This window comes from Serratia sp. CY47444, from assembly GCF_052168635.1.
Classification (GTDB): domain Bacteria; phylum Pseudomonadota; class Gammaproteobacteria; order Enterobacterales; family Enterobacteriaceae; genus Serratia; species Serratia bockelmannii.
Genome location: NZ_JBJNMH010000007.1, coordinates 126,581 through 140,888, shown reverse-complemented (window position 1 = coordinate 140,888; position 14,308 = coordinate 126,581). Strand labels below are relative to the sequence as shown.

Annotated in this window: 11 protein-coding genes; 5 read left to right on the top strand and 6 right to left on the bottom strand. The window is 61.4% G+C overall.

Features of this window, described 5'->3' with window-relative positions; translation table 11 throughout:
• Positions 1-22 precede the first annotated feature (22 nt).
• Together relA and rlmD are read right to left on the bottom strand one after the other, a co-directional pair.
• Complete coding sequence (gene relA / locus ACJ8IL_RS11990; protein ID WP_025301597.1) at positions 23-2,254, bottom strand: GTP diphosphokinase; 2,232 nt, start codon at positions 2,252-2,254, stop codon at positions 23-25.
• 9 nt (positions 2,255-2,263) lie between these two features.
• Complete coding sequence (rlmD, locus tag ACJ8IL_RS11985; RefSeq protein WP_025301596.1) at positions 2,264-3,613, bottom strand: 23S rRNA (uracil(1939)-C(5))-methyltransferase RlmD; 1,350 nt, start codon at positions 3,611-3,613, stop codon at positions 2,264-2,266.
• A 66-nt stretch (positions 3,614-3,679) separates the two neighbouring features.
• On the opposite strand from rlmD, the gene barA reads away from it, so the two are divergent.
• On the top strand, positions 3,680-6,406 hold the full coding sequence (gene barA, locus ACJ8IL_RS11980; RefSeq protein WP_173889519.1) for a two-component sensor histidine kinase BarA: 2,727 nt from the start codon (positions 3,680-3,682) through the stop codon (positions 6,404-6,406).
• A 68-nt stretch (positions 6,407-6,474) separates the two neighbouring features.
• Here the strand turns inward: barA and degP are convergent, their stop codons facing one another.
• Positions 6,475-7,914, bottom strand: coding sequence for a serine endoprotease DegP (gene degP, locus ACJ8IL_RS11975; protein ID WP_049294833.1), 1,440 nt, complete (start codon positions 7,912-7,914; stop codon positions 6,475-6,477).
• Between the two features lie 180 nt (positions 7,915-8,094).
• On the bottom strand, positions 8,095-9,612 hold the full coding sequence (gene dgt / locus ACJ8IL_RS11970; protein ID WP_060448158.1) for a dGTPase: 1,518 nt from the start codon (positions 9,610-9,612) through the stop codon (positions 8,095-8,097).
• A 129-nt stretch (positions 9,613-9,741) separates the two neighbouring features.
• On the opposite strand from dgt, the gene mtnN reads away from it, so the two are divergent.
• The 4 genes from mtnN to ACJ8IL_RS11950 all read left to right on the top strand — a co-directional run bounded on the left by mtnN (position 9,742) and on the right by ACJ8IL_RS11950 (position 12,314).
• Entirely contained in the window at positions 9,742-10,443 is a 702-nt protein-coding gene (gene mtnN / locus ACJ8IL_RS11965; protein WP_049200308.1) for a 5'-methylthioadenosine/S-adenosylhomocysteine nucleosidase, read from the top strand.
• Positions 10,444-10,465: 22 nt separating this feature from the next.
• A complete protein-coding gene (gene btuF, locus ACJ8IL_RS11960; RefSeq protein WP_043136301.1) occupies positions 10,466-11,251 on the top strand; it encodes a vitamin B12 ABC transporter substrate-binding protein BtuF in 786 nt (261 codons plus the stop codon).
• Positions 11,251-11,865, top strand: coding sequence for a TRIC cation channel family protein (locus ACJ8IL_RS11955; RefSeq protein WP_038873529.1), 615 nt, complete (start codon positions 11,251-11,253; stop codon positions 11,863-11,865). The genes btuF and ACJ8IL_RS11955 overlap by 1 nt, the downstream gene beginning before the upstream one ends.
• A 200-nt stretch (positions 11,866-12,065) precedes the next feature.
• The gene (locus ACJ8IL_RS11950) at positions 12,066-12,314 is read left to right on the top strand and encodes a hypothetical protein (RefSeq protein WP_065424607.1); all 249 of its coding nucleotides are present in this window, start codon (positions 12,066-12,068) and stop codon (positions 12,312-12,314) included.
• Between the two features lie 62 nt (positions 12,315-12,376).
• On the opposite strand, the gene erpA is transcribed toward ACJ8IL_RS11950, so the two are convergent.
• Both erpA and clcA read right to left on the bottom strand, forming a co-directional pair.
• Positions 12,377-12,721, bottom strand: a complete 345-nt coding sequence (gene erpA / locus ACJ8IL_RS11945; protein ID WP_004932708.1) for an iron-sulfur cluster insertion protein ErpA — start codon at positions 12,719-12,721, stop codon at positions 12,377-12,379.
• An 89-nt stretch (positions 12,722-12,810) separates the two neighbouring features.
• A complete protein-coding gene (gene clcA / locus ACJ8IL_RS11940; protein ID WP_060448159.1) occupies positions 12,811-14,250 on the bottom strand; it encodes a H(+)/Cl(-) exchange transporter ClcA in 1,440 nt (479 codons plus the stop codon).
• Positions 14,251-14,308: the final 58 nt, after the last annotated feature.

Here is a 14,308-nt window from a genome sequence, read left to right as displayed (position 1 = left end):
CGGCCCGAAAGGCGATATGGGCTTAGTTGCCGTGCAAACGCTTGGCGTCTATCACGTCCGGCAGTTGGTTCAGCTTCGCCAGCACCCGGCTCAACACCTGCTGGTTGTAGATTTCGATATCCATGTCGATAGTGGCCAACTGCTTCTTGGTATCGCTGCGGCTGGCGACGCCCAGCACGTTGACCTTTTCGTTGGCCAGAATGGTGGTGATATCGCGCAGCAGCCCGCTGCGATCGTTGGCCATCACGCGCACCACCAGCGAATAACCGCTGGAGTAGCTTTCGCCCCACACCGCATCGACGATGCGCTCCGGCGCATGCGATTGCAGATCGACCAGCTGATCGCAGTCCGCACGGTGGATCGAAATACCGCGCCCCTGGGTAATAAAACCGACGATGTCGTCGCCCGGGATCGGCTGGCAGCAGCGGGCGATGTGGTGCATCAGGTTGCCCACGCCCTCCACCACCACGCGGCCGTTATCCTTGTTGCGGGTCGGCGGCGGCGCTTTCTGCTGCACCAGCTGGCGCAGCGCCTCGCGATCCTGCTCTTCGGCGCTCGGCTTGTTGAACTTGCCCTGCAGGTAATTCACCATCTGGTTCAGGCGAATGTCCCCGCCGCCGATCGCCGCCAACACCTCGTCCAGCGAGTTCATGTTGTAGCGCGGGATCAACAGCTTCTCAGCCTCTTTCAGGCTGATGCCGAGATGCTCCAGTTCGTTGTCCAGCATCTGGCGGCCGGCGAGAATGTTCTTGTCGCGATCCTGCTTGCGGAACCAGTTGTGGATCTTCGAGCGCCCGCGGCTGGTGGTCACGTAGCCCAGGTTCGGGTTCAGCCAGTCGCGGCTCGGGTTTGGCTGTTTCTGGGTGATGATCTCAATCTGATCGCCCATCTTCAGCTGATAGGTAAACGGCACGATGCGGCCGCCGATCTTGGCGCCGATGCAGCGGTGACCGACGTCGCTGTGAATGTGGTAAGCGAAATCGAGCGGCGTGGAGCCGGCCGGCAGATCCACCACGTCGCCTTTCGGGGTAAAGACATAGACCCGATCGTCGAACACCTGGCTGCGCACTTCGTCGAGCATTTCGCCGGAGTCCGCCATCTCTTCCTGCCAGGCGATGAGCTTACGCAGCCAGGCGATGCGCTCTTCGTAGCCGGAGCGCACGGTCACGCCCGCGCCCTCTTTGTACTTCCAGTGTGCGGCCACGCCCAGCTCGGCGTCTTCATGCATTTGCCGGGTGCGGATCTGAATCTCGACGGTTTTGCCGCGCGGCCCCAGCACCACGGTGTGGATCGACTGGTAGCCGTTGGGTTTCGGGTTGGCGACGTAGTCGTCGAACTCGTCCGGCAGGTGGCGGAAGTGGGTATGCACGATGCCCAACGCCGCGTAGCAATCCTGTAGACGCTCCGCCACGATGCGCACCGCGCGCACGTCGAACAGTTCGTCAAACGCCAGGTGCTTTTTCTGCATCTTGCGCCAGATGCTGTAGATGTGTTTCGGCCGGCCGTAAATCTCCACCCGAATGCCTTCTTTGGCCATCTCGGCGCGCAGCCCGGCGACGAAGTCGTCGATGAACTGTTCGCGATCGATGCGGCGCTCATGCAACAGCTTGGCGATGCGCTTGTATTCTTCCGGGTGCAGGTAGCGGAAGCAGAAATCTTCCAGCTCCCACTTCAGTTGGCCGATGCCGAGCCGGTTAGCCAGCGGGGCGTAGATGTTGGAACACTCTTTCGCCGCCAGCACACGTTCGTCTTCCGGCGCGTCTTTCACCTCGCGCAGGTGGGCGATACGTTCCGCCAGCTTGATGACCACGCAGCGGAAATCCTCCACCATCGCCAACAGCATGCGGCGCACGTTGTCGACCTGTTCGGAGGCCATCGAGTCGTTTTGGGTGGCTTTCAGTTGACGAATGGCGTCCATGTCGCGCACGCCGTGCACCAGCGCGACGATGCCATTGCCGAACGCTTCGGTCAGGGTCTCTTCCTGCACGATGCCGGCGTCCACCAGCGGGAACAGCAGCGCGGCGCGCATACTGTCGTTGTCCATGCTCAGCGTCGAGAGGATTTCCACCATCTCCAGGCCGCGCCACAGCAGCAGCGAGGCGTCGGGATGGTTTTGGGTCTGCTGCTCACAATAACGCCAGGTTGCGGCCAATCGCTCACATGACTGCGGGTTGGGTAGCCCCAAGCCGGCGATCCACTCATCGAGAGCGAACTCACCCGCCGTATTCAGATGTGCACTTCTTACCGCAACCATAACTTCTCCCTACTTTGCAGCGACCTCTGGCGCGCGCTCGTTGATAAACAGCGCCATTGATTCAAGATGCCCCGTGTGCGGAAACATATCCAACATCCGCACGCGCGCAAGACGATAACCGGCGTTCAACAGCACTTTGCTGTCGCGAGCCAGCGTGGTGGGGTTACAGGAAACATACACCACCCGCGCCGGCGCCAGTTTTACAATGTGTGACATCACCCCGGCCGCACCGGCGCGGGCGGGATCCAGCATCACCTTATCAAACCCTTGTGCTGCCCAAGGTTGCCGCTCAACGTCGTCCTCCAGATTCTCATGGAAGAACGACGCATTATTCAGCTTATTCTTATGTGCATTATATTGCCCATTCGCTACCAGCGTGGCAACACCTTCGATGCCCACCACCGCAGCGGCGCGGCGCGCCAGCGGCAGGGTGAAATTCCCCATGCCGCAGAACAGGTCCAGCACCCGATCATTGGGTTGAATGTCGAGCCATTCAAGGGCCTGCGCCACCATTTGTTGGTTTACGGCGTCATTGACCTGAATAAAGTCGCGCGGACTGAAGTCTAAGCGTAGCCCGTCAACCTGATAATACGGCGTTTCACCGCACAGTTTTTCCACGCGGTCGCTGTCCGGCGCCAGATAAACAGCGACGTTTTCCCGCTCGCCAAACGCCAACAGCGCCTGGCGATCCGCCTCTTTCAGGGCATCGAGATGGCGCAGCACCAGCAGCGGGCCGTTATCCGCCAGCACCAGCTCCACATGCCCCAGCCGCCGCACCGCCTGCAGCCCGCTCAGGCAGGCGCGCACCGGCGCCAGCAGCTGTTCCAGCTCCGGGCGCAGCACCGGGCAGTGCTCCACCGCTACCAGCTCGCTGGAGGCCGCCTGTCGAAACCCCATCATCAGGCGCTGCAACTTCGGCTGCCACGCCAGGCTCAGGCGGGCGCGGCGGCGATAACCGTATTCCGGGCCGGCGATCACCGGTTCCTGCTGCGGGGTCACCCCGGTTTCGCGGGCGATCATGCGCACCAGCGCCGCCGCCTTGCTCTGCTGCTGCAGTGCCTCATCCGCATGCTGCTGCTGGCAGCCGCCGCACACGCCGAAATGCGGACAGCGCGGTGCCACCCGCTGCGGGCTGCGGCTCAGCAGGCGCTTGAGCTTGCCTTTGGCGAACTGGCGCTTGTCTTCGGTCAGCTGGATTTCCGCCTGCTCGCCCGGCAATACGCCCGGCACGAACACCGCTTTGCCGTCGTGGCGCGCCACGCCCTGGCCGAAAGGATCGAGATCGCTCACCGTCACGGTGAAGATTTGTGAGCTCTGCCGGGTCGTCACGCGGCGTTTGGGAGAGTAGAATTGCGCCATATTTGTCGATTGTGTGCTGGTTCATTAAGCTAGTGTCAGCTGTCAATTCTCCCACATTGGAATCCCATGACCAAATACAGCCTGCGTGCGCGCATGATGATCCTGATTCTGGCCCCGACCTTGCTGATTGGTTTGCTGCTCAGCACCTTCTTCGTGGTGCACCGCTATAACGAGCTGCAGGAGCAATTGGTCGACGCCGGCGCCAGCATCATCGAGCCGCTGGCGGTGGCCAGCGAGTACGGCATGACGTTCCGCAGCCGCGAATCGGTCAGGCAGTTGGTCAGCCTGTTGCACCGCCGCCATTCGGACATCGTGCGTTCGATCACCGTGTTCGATGCGCAGAACAATTTGTTCGTCACCTCCAATTATCATCACAACTTCGCTCAGCTGCAGCTGCCGAAAGGCGTGCCGTTGCCCACCGAGCTGATGCTCACCCGACGCGGCGATTCGCTGATCCTCCGCACGCCGATCCTGTCGGAAAACCAATATCCGGATGAAACCGCTGACGGCGGCAGCCACCCCGACAACAACCTGGGCTATGTGGCGATCGAGCTGGATCTGCAGTCGGTGCGGTTGCAGCAATATAAAGAGGTGTTCGTCTCCACCCTGCTGCTGTTGCTGTGCATGTGTATCGCCATCCTGTTTGCTTACCGGCTGATGCGCGACGTGACCGGCCCGATCCGCAACATGGTGAACACCGTCGACCGCATCCGCCGCGGCCAGCTCGACAGCCGCGTGGAGGGCTACATGCTCGGCGAGCTGCACATGCTGAAGAACGGCATCAACTCGATGGCGATGTCGCTTACCGCCTATCACGAAGAGATGCAGCAGAACATCGATCAGGCCACCTCCGACCTGCGTGAAACGCTGGAGCAAATGGAGATCCAGAACGTCGAGCTGGATTTGGCGAAAAAACGCGCGCAGGAGGCAGCGCGCATCAAGTCCGAATTCCTGGCCAACATGTCGCACGAGCTGCGTACCCCGCTCAACGGCGTGATCGGTTTTACCCGCCAGATGCTGAAAACCGATCTGAGCGCAACCCAAACCGATTATTTGCAGACCATCGAACGCTCGGCCAACAACCTGCTGACCATCATCAACGATGTGCTGGACTTCTCCAAGCTGGAGGCCGGCAAGCTGGTGCTGGAGCATATTCCGTTCGCCCTGCGCGAAACGCTGGACGAAGTGGTGGTGCTGCTGGCCCCCAGCGCCCACGACAAAGGGCTGGAGCTGACGCTGGATGTGCACAACGACGTGCCGGAGCAGGTGATCGGCGACTCGCTGCGCCTGCAGCAAATCATCACCAACTTGCTGGGGAACGCCATCAAGTTCACCGAAACTGGCAATATCGATATCCGCGTCGAGCTGCGCAAACAGCTGGATCGCCGGGTGGAAGTGGAAGTGCAGATCCACGACACCGGCATCGGCATCTCCGAACGCCAGCAGTCGCAGCTGTTCCAGGCATTCCGTCAGGCAGACGCCAGCATCTCCCGCCGCCACGGCGGCACCGGGCTAGGGTTGGTGATCACGCAAAAGCTGGTGAAGGAGATGGGCGGCGACATCTGCTTCCACAGCCAGCTGAATCGCGGCTCGACCTTCTGGTTCCACATCACGCTGGATCTGAACGAGGGCATGCTGTCGCTGGCGCCGAGCCTGCCGGATCTGAACGGCAAAACGCTGGCCTATATCGAGTCCAACCCGACGGCGGCACAGGCGACGCTCAACATGCTCAGCGTCACGCAGCTGGTGATCACCCACTCGCCGACGCTGGGCCAGCTGCCGTCAGGCCATTACGATTTCCTGCTGGCCGGCGTGCCGATCCCGTTCCGCGACAACATGGCGCAGCATCAGGACAAATTGTTGGCCTCGCTGAAGCTGGCCGATCGGGTGATTCTGGCGCTGCCGTGCCAGGCGCAGATCGACGCCGAACTGCTCAAGCAACAAGGTGCGCTTGGCTGCCTGATCAAGCCTATCACCAGCACGCGTCTGTTCCCGCTGCTGAGAATGGAGACGCCCGATCGGCTCGCCGCCCCACCTGAGCGTAAACGTCTGCCGCTGACGGTGATGGCGGTGGACGACAACCCGGCCAACCTGAAGCTGATCGGCACGCTGCTGGGCGAACAGGTGGAAAAAACGCTGCTGTGCGAGAGCGGTGAGGAAGCGCTGGCGCTGGCGCGCAACAACGTGCTGGATCTGATCCTGATGGACATTCAAATGCCGAAGATGGACGGCATTCACGCCAGCGAACTGATCCGCCAACTGCCGCACCACAACTCTACGCCGATCGTCGCCGTCACTGCCCATGCCGCCAGCGGCGAACGCGAGCATCTGCTGCAGGCCGGGATGGACGACTACCTGGCCAAGCCGATCGACGAGAAAATGCTGACCCGCGTGCTGTCGCGCTACCACAGCGGCGACGTGGAAAGCGCCGTCGCCGACGATGCCCCGCTGTCGCTCGACTGGCCGCTGGCGCTGCGCCAGGCGGCCAATAAACCGGATCTGGCGCGCGATCTGCTGCAAATGCTGCTCGATTTCCTGCCGCAGGTGCGCGAACGGGTGCAGGCGCTGCTCGAGGGGCAACACGACGACGAGATCCTCGACCTGGTCCATAAGCTGCACGGCAGCTGCAGCTACAGCGGCGTGCCGCGCCTCAAGCAGCTGTGTTTCTACCTCGAGCGGCAGCTGCGCCAGGGCATCACCAACGACGAACTGGAGCCGGAGTGGCTGGAGCTGTTGGATGAGATTGAACTGGTGATCCACGCGGCGCGCGCGCATCTGGCGCAACCGACCTGAATCCTCAGGCCATAATGCAAAAAGGCACGCCGTAGCGTGCCTTTGTTGCTTTTAGCGCCTGACGTTTATCACTGCGCCAGCAGGTACAGTTGGCTATCGCCACGCTGAATATTCAACGCCAGCACCGACGGTTTGCTGTCGAGGATTTTACGCAGCTCGCCCAGGTTCTGGATCGGCTGTTGGTTCACGCCCAGGATCACGTCGCCCTTTTTCAGGCCGATGCGCGCGGCGGCGCTGCCGGCTTTCACGCTGTCGACCTTGACGCCTTTCACGTTGCCGACCTGGGTATTGCTCAGCTCGGCGCCTTCAATGCCGGTGTAGATATTGCCCGAGGCCACCTGGGTCTGCGCGCTTTGCTCCAGCGTGACGTCAATCGTTACCGGCTTGCCGTCGCGAATAATGCCCAGCGACATCTTGCTGCCGACCGGCAGCGTGCCGATCTCCGCCCGGAACGAGGCGAAGCTGGAGATGGCCTTGCCGTTCATGGTGACGATCACGTCGCCGGCCTTGATGCCCGCCTTCGCGGCGGAAGATTTCGGCATTACCTGGCTGACGAAGGCCCCGCGCTGCGCATCGACCTTCATCGCCTTGGCCAGCTCAGAGTTCAGCTCGGTGCCCATGATACCCAGCTCGCCGCGTTTCACCTGGCCATACTCGACCATTTGCGCCGTCAGGTTTTTCACCATGTTGCTCGGAATAGCGAAGCCGATACCGATATTGCCGCCGTCCGGCGCCAGGATCGCGGTGTTGATGCCGATCAGCTCGCCGTTCAGGTTAACCAGCGCGCCGCCGGAGTTACCGCGGTTGATCGCCGCATCGGTCTGGATAAAGTTTTCGTAGTTTTCGATGTTCAGGCCGCTGCGCCCCAGGGCGGACACGATGCCCGAGGTGGCGGTTTCACCCAACCCGTACGGGTTGCCGATCGCCACGGTGTAATCGCCGACGCGCAGCTGATCGGAGTCCGCCATCTTGATCGCCGTCAGGTTCTTGAAGTCTTTCAGCTGGATCAACGCGATATCGGAACGCGGATCCTTGCCGATCACTTTGGCGTCGAAGCGGCGTCCGTCGCTCAGCTGCACCTGGATCTTGTTGGCGTTGTCCACCACGTGGTTATTGGTCACCACATAGCCCTTGGTGGCATCGATGACCACCCCGGCGCCCAGCGCCTGGAATTTCTGCTGCGTGCCCTGCGGCTGGCCATCCGGCCCTGGCTGTTCACCGCCCTGACACATCGGCGAGCCCTGGAACGGCGAACCGTCCTGGCAGAACGGCGAATCCTCACCGAAGAACTGTTGGAACTGCTGCGGCATGCGCGGCGTATTGACCGTGGTGCTGCCCTCAACGTTAATGCTCACGACGGAAGGCATCACCTTCTCCAGCATCGGTGCCAGGCTCGGCAGCTGTTGGGTGCTGGAAGAGGCGGTTTCAGCGGCGCTGGCCGTCGCCGGGCCCATCGCCATACCGATACTGAATGCCAGTGCGCTCAGAACTAATGCGGTTTTTTTCATCTGTGTGTCTCTTATAAAGTCGTTCAAAAAGAATGGCCGTCTTGCGTGCTTATTCAGAGTTAATTAATAGCCCGAAGTTCCGGCACAGATGATTGGCAATAGTAAACAAATATTGTCCGTCTTTACAAAACTCGAGACAGCCAACCGGTTGGAATTGCTGGCAATTATTCTTCAGCTCAATTATTCCGCCGCCATCAATCGACGATATTCATCATAGGCGTACAGGTCGGTCATTCCGCTGATATAGTCCTGCAATAAACGCGCGCGGAAATAATATTCCCGAATGCCTTGCTGCTCCGGCGATAAATGCTGCAGCCCTTCTACCGCCTCCGCATACGCTAGCCGATGCTTGGTGGACAGCTTGTGGAACAGGCGTGTTTCAATCGGATAAGCGCGATGGCTGTCCTCGCGCACCAGCTGGCTGAAGTCCGCCAGCGACATCGCCAACAGCGGGCTGTAAATGTCCAGCAGGCCGCTGATCACCCGATAGCCTTGCAGCTCGAGCTGCTCGACCTCAGGGTGGTTGAACACGTGCTTGAACGCCACATTTTTAAATATCTTCAGTAGCCGATAGGCCGGGCTGGAATCCTCCAGCAGCGCCTGATTGAAACTGCCCTGATAGACCGCGTCCAGATTGTCGATAAAGCGCTGCGCCGCATGCGGCACCAGCCGCGCCACGGTAAACACCCGCAGATACATGAAGAACTGATCTTCCGCGCTGCGCCGCGCGCCGCCGCGATCGATCTTGCGAAACGCGCTGGCGACGGTCTTGTCGAACAGATCGCCCGGCACCACCTCGCCCCACTCCTGAATCAGGTGCTGATACAGCTGCTCGACGGTGAAAATGCTCTTCTCCACCGCGTCTTCCAGATCGGCCACACAGTACGAGATATCGTCGGCGGCCTCCATAATATAGGTCAGCGGGAAACGATCGAACTCGCCCATGTGCAGCTCGCGCCGCAACCGATCGACGAAGGCCTCTTCCGCCAGATAGTAGCCGGGCTTTTTCATCAGGTAACTGTGGCTGGCAGGGATGTCGCTCGCCCAGTAGGCCGGGCGGGTGTATTTCAAAATGCAGCCGACCTGCGCGTAGGTCAGGTTGAGCTTGAGCAGGCTGTACACCATGCGGATCGCCTGGGCGTTGCCCTCGAAGTGGCTGAGATCCTGACGGATCCGGCTGCGCAGCCGGTTCAGATCGCTCTCCCCTTCATGCAGGCGCAGCGTCGCCACCTGGCAGCGATCGTGGCTGCCCGGCTCGCTGCCGCAGCTGGCGGGATCGAGCCGCTGGGCGAACCAGTCGTTGATCGCCGACTCGCCGAAGTGTCCGAACGGCGGATTACCGATGTCGTGCATCAGGCAGGCCATTTCCACGATGCTTTCAAACGGATCGAGCAGCCGGGTCAAGCCGAGCTCATCAATTCTCCCCGCCTGTTTGAAGCGATTGAGGATCTCTTTGGCGATGTGGCGCCCAACCTGCTGCACCTCCATCGAGTGCGTCAGGCGGCTGCGCACCGCCGCGTTGCGTTCCAGCGGAAACACCTGGGTTTTTTGCTGCAGACGGCGAATGGCGGCCGAGTTGACGATGCGCCCGCGATCGCTCTCGAACTGCCGCACGATGTCGTACTCTTCCTCGGCCTCGATCGGTTTGCTGAAAGGCCGTTGGAAGCTGATTTTTTGCTTGAAGTCGATCCCGGACATCTGTTTCTCCGCCGTTGCGCCCTGCCCCCGTGATAACAATTCCCGGCAGCGGATGCAACGCATTATCTCTGATACACAGCCATGATAGACTATGCCGCAATTCTCACGGCCAATCAGCGAGTGTTATTTATGAAAGTAGGCATCATCGGCGCAATGGAGCAGGAAGTCACCCTGCTGCGCGATCAAATCGAAAACCGTCAAACCATCCAGCGCGCGGGCTGCGAAATCTACACCGGCCAGATCGGCGGCGTTGACGTGGCCTTGCTGAAATCCGGCATCGGCAAAGTCTCTGCGGCCATGGGCACCACCCTGCTACTGGAACACTGCAGCCCGGATCTGGTGATCAACACCGGTTCCGCCGGCGGCCTGGCCAGCACCCTGCGCGTGGGCGATATCGTGGTGTCGGAAGAAGTGCGCTACCACGACGCCGACGTCACCGCCTTCGGCTACGAGCCGGGCCAGATGGCCGGCTGCCCGGCGGCGTTCGTCGCCGACGACGCGCTGATCGCGCTGGCGGAAAGCTGCATCAAACAGCTGGATCTGCACGCGGTGCGCGGCCTGATCTGCAGCGGTGACGCCTTCATCAACGGCGCCGAGCCGCTGGCGCGCATCCGCGCCACTTTCCCGCGCGTCGCCGCCGTGGAAATGGAAGCCGCGGCGATCGCCCACGTCTGCCATCTGTTCGGCACGCCGTTCGTGGTGGTGCGCGCCATTTCCGACGTCGCCGACAGCGAGTCGCACATGAGCTTTGACGAGTTCCTGGTGGTAGCGGCCAAGCAGTCTACGCTGATGGTCAATGCCATGCTGCAAACCCTGGCCAAGCGCGGTTGATGTGAGGCTGCGCTTCACCTCGATGCTCTGTCTGTTGGCGCTCTGGCTGGCCCTGCCGGTCGGCGCCGCCCAGCGGGTGATTAGCCTGGCGCCCAACGCCACCGAGCTCGCCTATGCCGCCGGCATGGGCGAGGTACTGGTGGCGGCGAGCGCCTATTCCGATTACCCGCCGCAGGCCGCCAAGCTGGAGCAGGTGGCCTCCTGGCAGGGCATCAACCTGGAGCGGGTGCTGGCGCTCAAGCCGGACCTGATCCTCGCCTGGCGCGGCGGCAATCCGCAGCGCGTGCTGGATCAGCTCGCCGCGTTCGGCATCCCGATCTTCTATGCGGACGCCGACAACCTCGGGGGGATCGCCGGCTTGCTGGATAAGCTGGCGCAATACAGCCCGCACCCGGATCAGGCGCATCAGGCGGCAGACGACCTTCGCCGCCAGTTCGCCGCTCTCAAGCAACAATACGCCGCTAACTCACCACGGCGCGTGCTGCTGCAGTTCGGCACCCAGCCGCTGTTCACCAGCTCCGGCGCCACATTGCAAAGCCAGGTGCTGGCGCTGTGCGGCGGGCAGAACGTCTTCGCCGATAGCCGCACCCCTTGGCCGCAGATCAGCCGCGAGCAGGTGCTGGCGCGTCAACCCCAGGCCATCGTCATCACCGGCGGCGCGAAAGAGGCCGCCAATGTGAAAGCCTTCTGGGCGCCGCAGCTGCAGGTGCCGGTGATCGCGCTGAACGAAGACTGGTTCAATCGCGGCGGGCCGCGCCTGCTGTTGGCGGCGCAGCAGCTGTGCCGCCAGCTGGCGGAGATCCGCTGATGCTGGTGTTCTGGTTGGATATTCTCGGCACGGCGGTGTTCGCCGTCTCCGGCGTACTGTTAGCCGGCAAGCTGCGCATGGATCCGTTCGGCGTACTGGTATTGGGCGTGGTCACCGCGGTCGGCGGCGGCACCATCCGCGATATGGCGCTGGCCAACGGCCCGGTGTTCTGGGTCAAGGATCCCACCGATCTGGTGGTGGCGATGATCACCTGCGTCTTGACGCTGCTGCTGGTGCGCCAGCCGCGCCGCCTGCCGAAATGGGTGCTGCCGGTGCTCGACGCCGTCGGGCTGGCGGTGTTCGTCGGCATCGGCGTCAACAAGGCTTTCGCGGCCGGCACCGGCCCGCTGGTGGCGATCTGCATGGGAGTGATCACCGGCGTCGGCGGCGGCATTATCCGCGACGTGCTGGCGCGCGAGATCCCGATGATCCTGCGCACCGAAATTTACGCCACCGCCTGCATCATCGGCGGCATCGTGCACGCTACGGCGTTTTACACCTTCCACATGCCGCTGCAACAGGCCATGATGCTGGGCATGATCATCACGCTGGCCATTCGGCTGGCGGCCATCCGCTGGCACCTCAAGCTGCCCGCCTTTATTCTCGAACGCTGAGCCGTCGCCCTGCGGGGCGACGCGTGGCAACGCCGCACCGGGTGATTTATTAGACTAAAAACGGGTTCAGTGGTATTATTTTCATCCAAAAAATAGCGTAATGTCGATGTAAAATTCTGTTACCCGCAGGTTAATCCCTTCCCCGCGCTGTTAAAACTTTTTAACTTTTTGCCGATAAGTCATCACAAGATGGCTTACGGATGACTATTCCCGCAATGATGAAAAAAATTCTGCTTGCCTGCTGTGGCGCCCTGCTGAGTGGCGCCGCGTATGCCGATGCCGTCAGCGGCCAGATCGGCGTTACCCTGACCATTGAACCGCAATGCGCCGTGCGCCTCGAAGCCGCCGTCCCCCAGGCCGAATGCAGCCACGCGACGGCGCAGCCGAAGATCATCCGCAACCCACCGACGCAGCAGAACGGTGCGGAAGTGATCCTCGTGGAATGGTAATGGTAGGCATAAAAAAAACCCGCCGGCCTAAGGCGAGCGGGTTGATGTTCTGACAGGCAAACTCAGATGCTGAACGACGAACCGCAACCGCAGGTGGTTTTGGCATTCGGGTTGGTCACCACGAAGCGCGACCCTTCCAGCCCTTCGGTGTAATCCACCGAACCGCCAACCAGATACTGCAGGCTCATCGGATCGACCACCAGCGCCACGCCCTGCTTCTCGATGGTCATGTCGCCATCGTTGACCTTGTCGTCAAAAGTGAAGCCGTACTGGAATCCGCTGCAGCCGCCGCCGGTAATGTAAACCCGCAACTTCAGGTTCGGGTTTTCTTCGTCAGCAATCAGGAACTTAACCTTGTTTGCTGCTGCCTCGGTAAATTGCAGGGGCAGTGCCGTTTGATCACTCATACTCTTTACTCCCAACATTGTTCAGCATCAGATCGCGACTATGGCTGCCTGATTAATATTAACGATTATCCGATACCTGAGTGTTGCGTTCAAGTATTCACCGCATTTGTTGTATTTTCTTTACCTGTTTTCTCCGCCGCTTCCCGTGCCAGCTGCGCCTCCTGCCTTTGCAGGGTGCGAGCCAAGATCGATGAATACAGCGGCTTGCCGCCGAGCAGCTGCGCCACTACCGTGGCGCCGAGGCAGGTGATGATCATCGGTAAAATCAGTTGGTAGTTGTCGGTCATTTCCAGCACCAGCACGATACCGGTCAACGGGGCCCGCACCGTGGCGGCGAACAGCGCCCCCATACCGGCGATGGCGAAGGTGCCCGCTTCGATGCCGTATTGCGGGAACAGATGCGCCCCCGCCAGCCCGAAGGCGGTGCCGAACAGCGTGCCCAGCGCCAGCATCGGCGCAAAGATGCCACCCGGCGCGCCGGAACCGAAGCACAGCAGCGTGGTGAAGATGCGGGTAATGAAGATAAACATCAACATGCCGACGCTGTAATTGCCCGCCGCGGCGATCGGGATCAGCCCAAAGCCGCCGCCCGCCGCCTCTGGCTGAATCAACCCCAGAATGCCACACACGCCGCCGAGCAACCCACCCATCAACAAGATATTGCGCATTCTGCCGCCGTGCAGGCGCGCGAACATGTCTTGGGTGCGGAAGATCAGCGCGTTGAACCCCACGCCCACCGCGCCGAATATCGCCCCCAGCACCAGATAGAGCCACAGGGTATTGATGGGCGCCGAAGAAAGTTTGTCGACCGCGATCACCGAGCCCTGGCCGTTAAACAGCTGGTACACCACGCTCGACATGATAACGCCGATAAACACCGCTTTAATCGAGATCAGGTTGTAGCGAAACTGCGGCCGCATCTCTTCGATGATAAACAGAATGCCGGCCAGCGGCGCGTTGAACGCGGCGGACAGCCCGGCGGCGGCCCCGGTCGCCAGCAGCGAATGACGCGCCTCGGCGCCGCGAATGCGCAGCACGTCCAATACCATGCGCCCGACGTTGCCGCCCATTTGCACCGTGGGCCCTTCGCGCCCCAGCACCATGCCCGCCCCCAGCGTGCCCATGCCGCCGATGAATTTCACCGGTATCACGCGCCACCAGCGCACCGGCCGCAGCTCCTCCAGCGCGCCTTCGATCTCCGGAATGCCCGAGCCGCCCGCCTCAGGCGCAAAGCGCCGCACCAGGTAATAGCCCAGCGCCGCCAGCGCGGCGGACAGGATAAACGCCAGCGGCCACACCAGGATCCAGGAGTCGGCGACCTGCGCCAGCGAAGCCAGCCGCTGCTGCTGCACCCACTCCACCGCTTTATCGAAGGCCACGCCAAGCAAACCAGCCAGCGTCCCCACCAGCGCGGCCATCAACAAGATCGCCACCGGCGTTTTATCGCGGCGGATAAACTGGCGCACCGCATCGCTGCGGCTAAGGCGCGGGCTCAACGTCCCGACGGGCTGTGAGTATGATTCTGTCATCGCGAATAATTCGTCAGGTAATTTGTAATACAAATAGGCAGGGCGATAATTCTACCCC

Coding starts and splice junctions, on each gene's coding strand:
- relA (WP_025301597.1), bottom strand. CDS start 2,254: ATGGTTGCGGTAAGAAGTGCACATCTGAATACGGCGGGTGAGTTCGCT.
- clcA (WP_060448159.1), bottom strand. CDS start 14,250: ATGACAGAATCATACTCACAGCCCGTCGGGACGTTGAGCCCGCGCCTT.
- rlmD (WP_025301596.1), bottom strand. CDS start 3,613: ATGGCGCAATTCTACTCTCCCAAACGCCGCGTGACGACCCGGCAGAGC.
- erpA (WP_004932708.1), bottom strand. CDS start 12,721: ATGAGTGATCAAACGGCACTGCCCCTGCAATTTACCGAGGCAGCAGCA.
- barA (WP_173889519.1), top strand. CDS start 3,680: ATGACCAAATACAGCCTGCGTGCGCGCATGATGATCCTGATTCTGGCC.
- btuF (WP_043136301.1), top strand. CDS start 10,466: ATGCTCTGTCTGTTGGCGCTCTGGCTGGCCCTGCCGGTCGGCGCCGCC.
- ACJ8IL_RS11950 (WP_065424607.1), top strand. CDS start 12,066: ATGACTATTCCCGCAATGATGAAAAAAATTCTGCTTGCCTGCTGTGGC.
- degP (WP_049294833.1), bottom strand. CDS start 7,914: ATGAAAAAAACCGCATTAGTTCTGAGCGCACTGGCATTCAGTATCGGT.
- dgt (WP_060448158.1), bottom strand. CDS start 9,612: ATGTCCGGGATCGACTTCAAGCAAAAAATCAGCTTCCAACGGCCTTTC.
- mtnN (WP_049200308.1), top strand. CDS start 9,742: ATGAAAGTAGGCATCATCGGCGCAATGGAGCAGGAAGTCACCCTGCTG.
- ACJ8IL_RS11955 (WP_038873529.1), top strand. CDS start 11,251: ATGCTGGTGTTCTGGTTGGATATTCTCGGCACGGCGGTGTTCGCCGTC.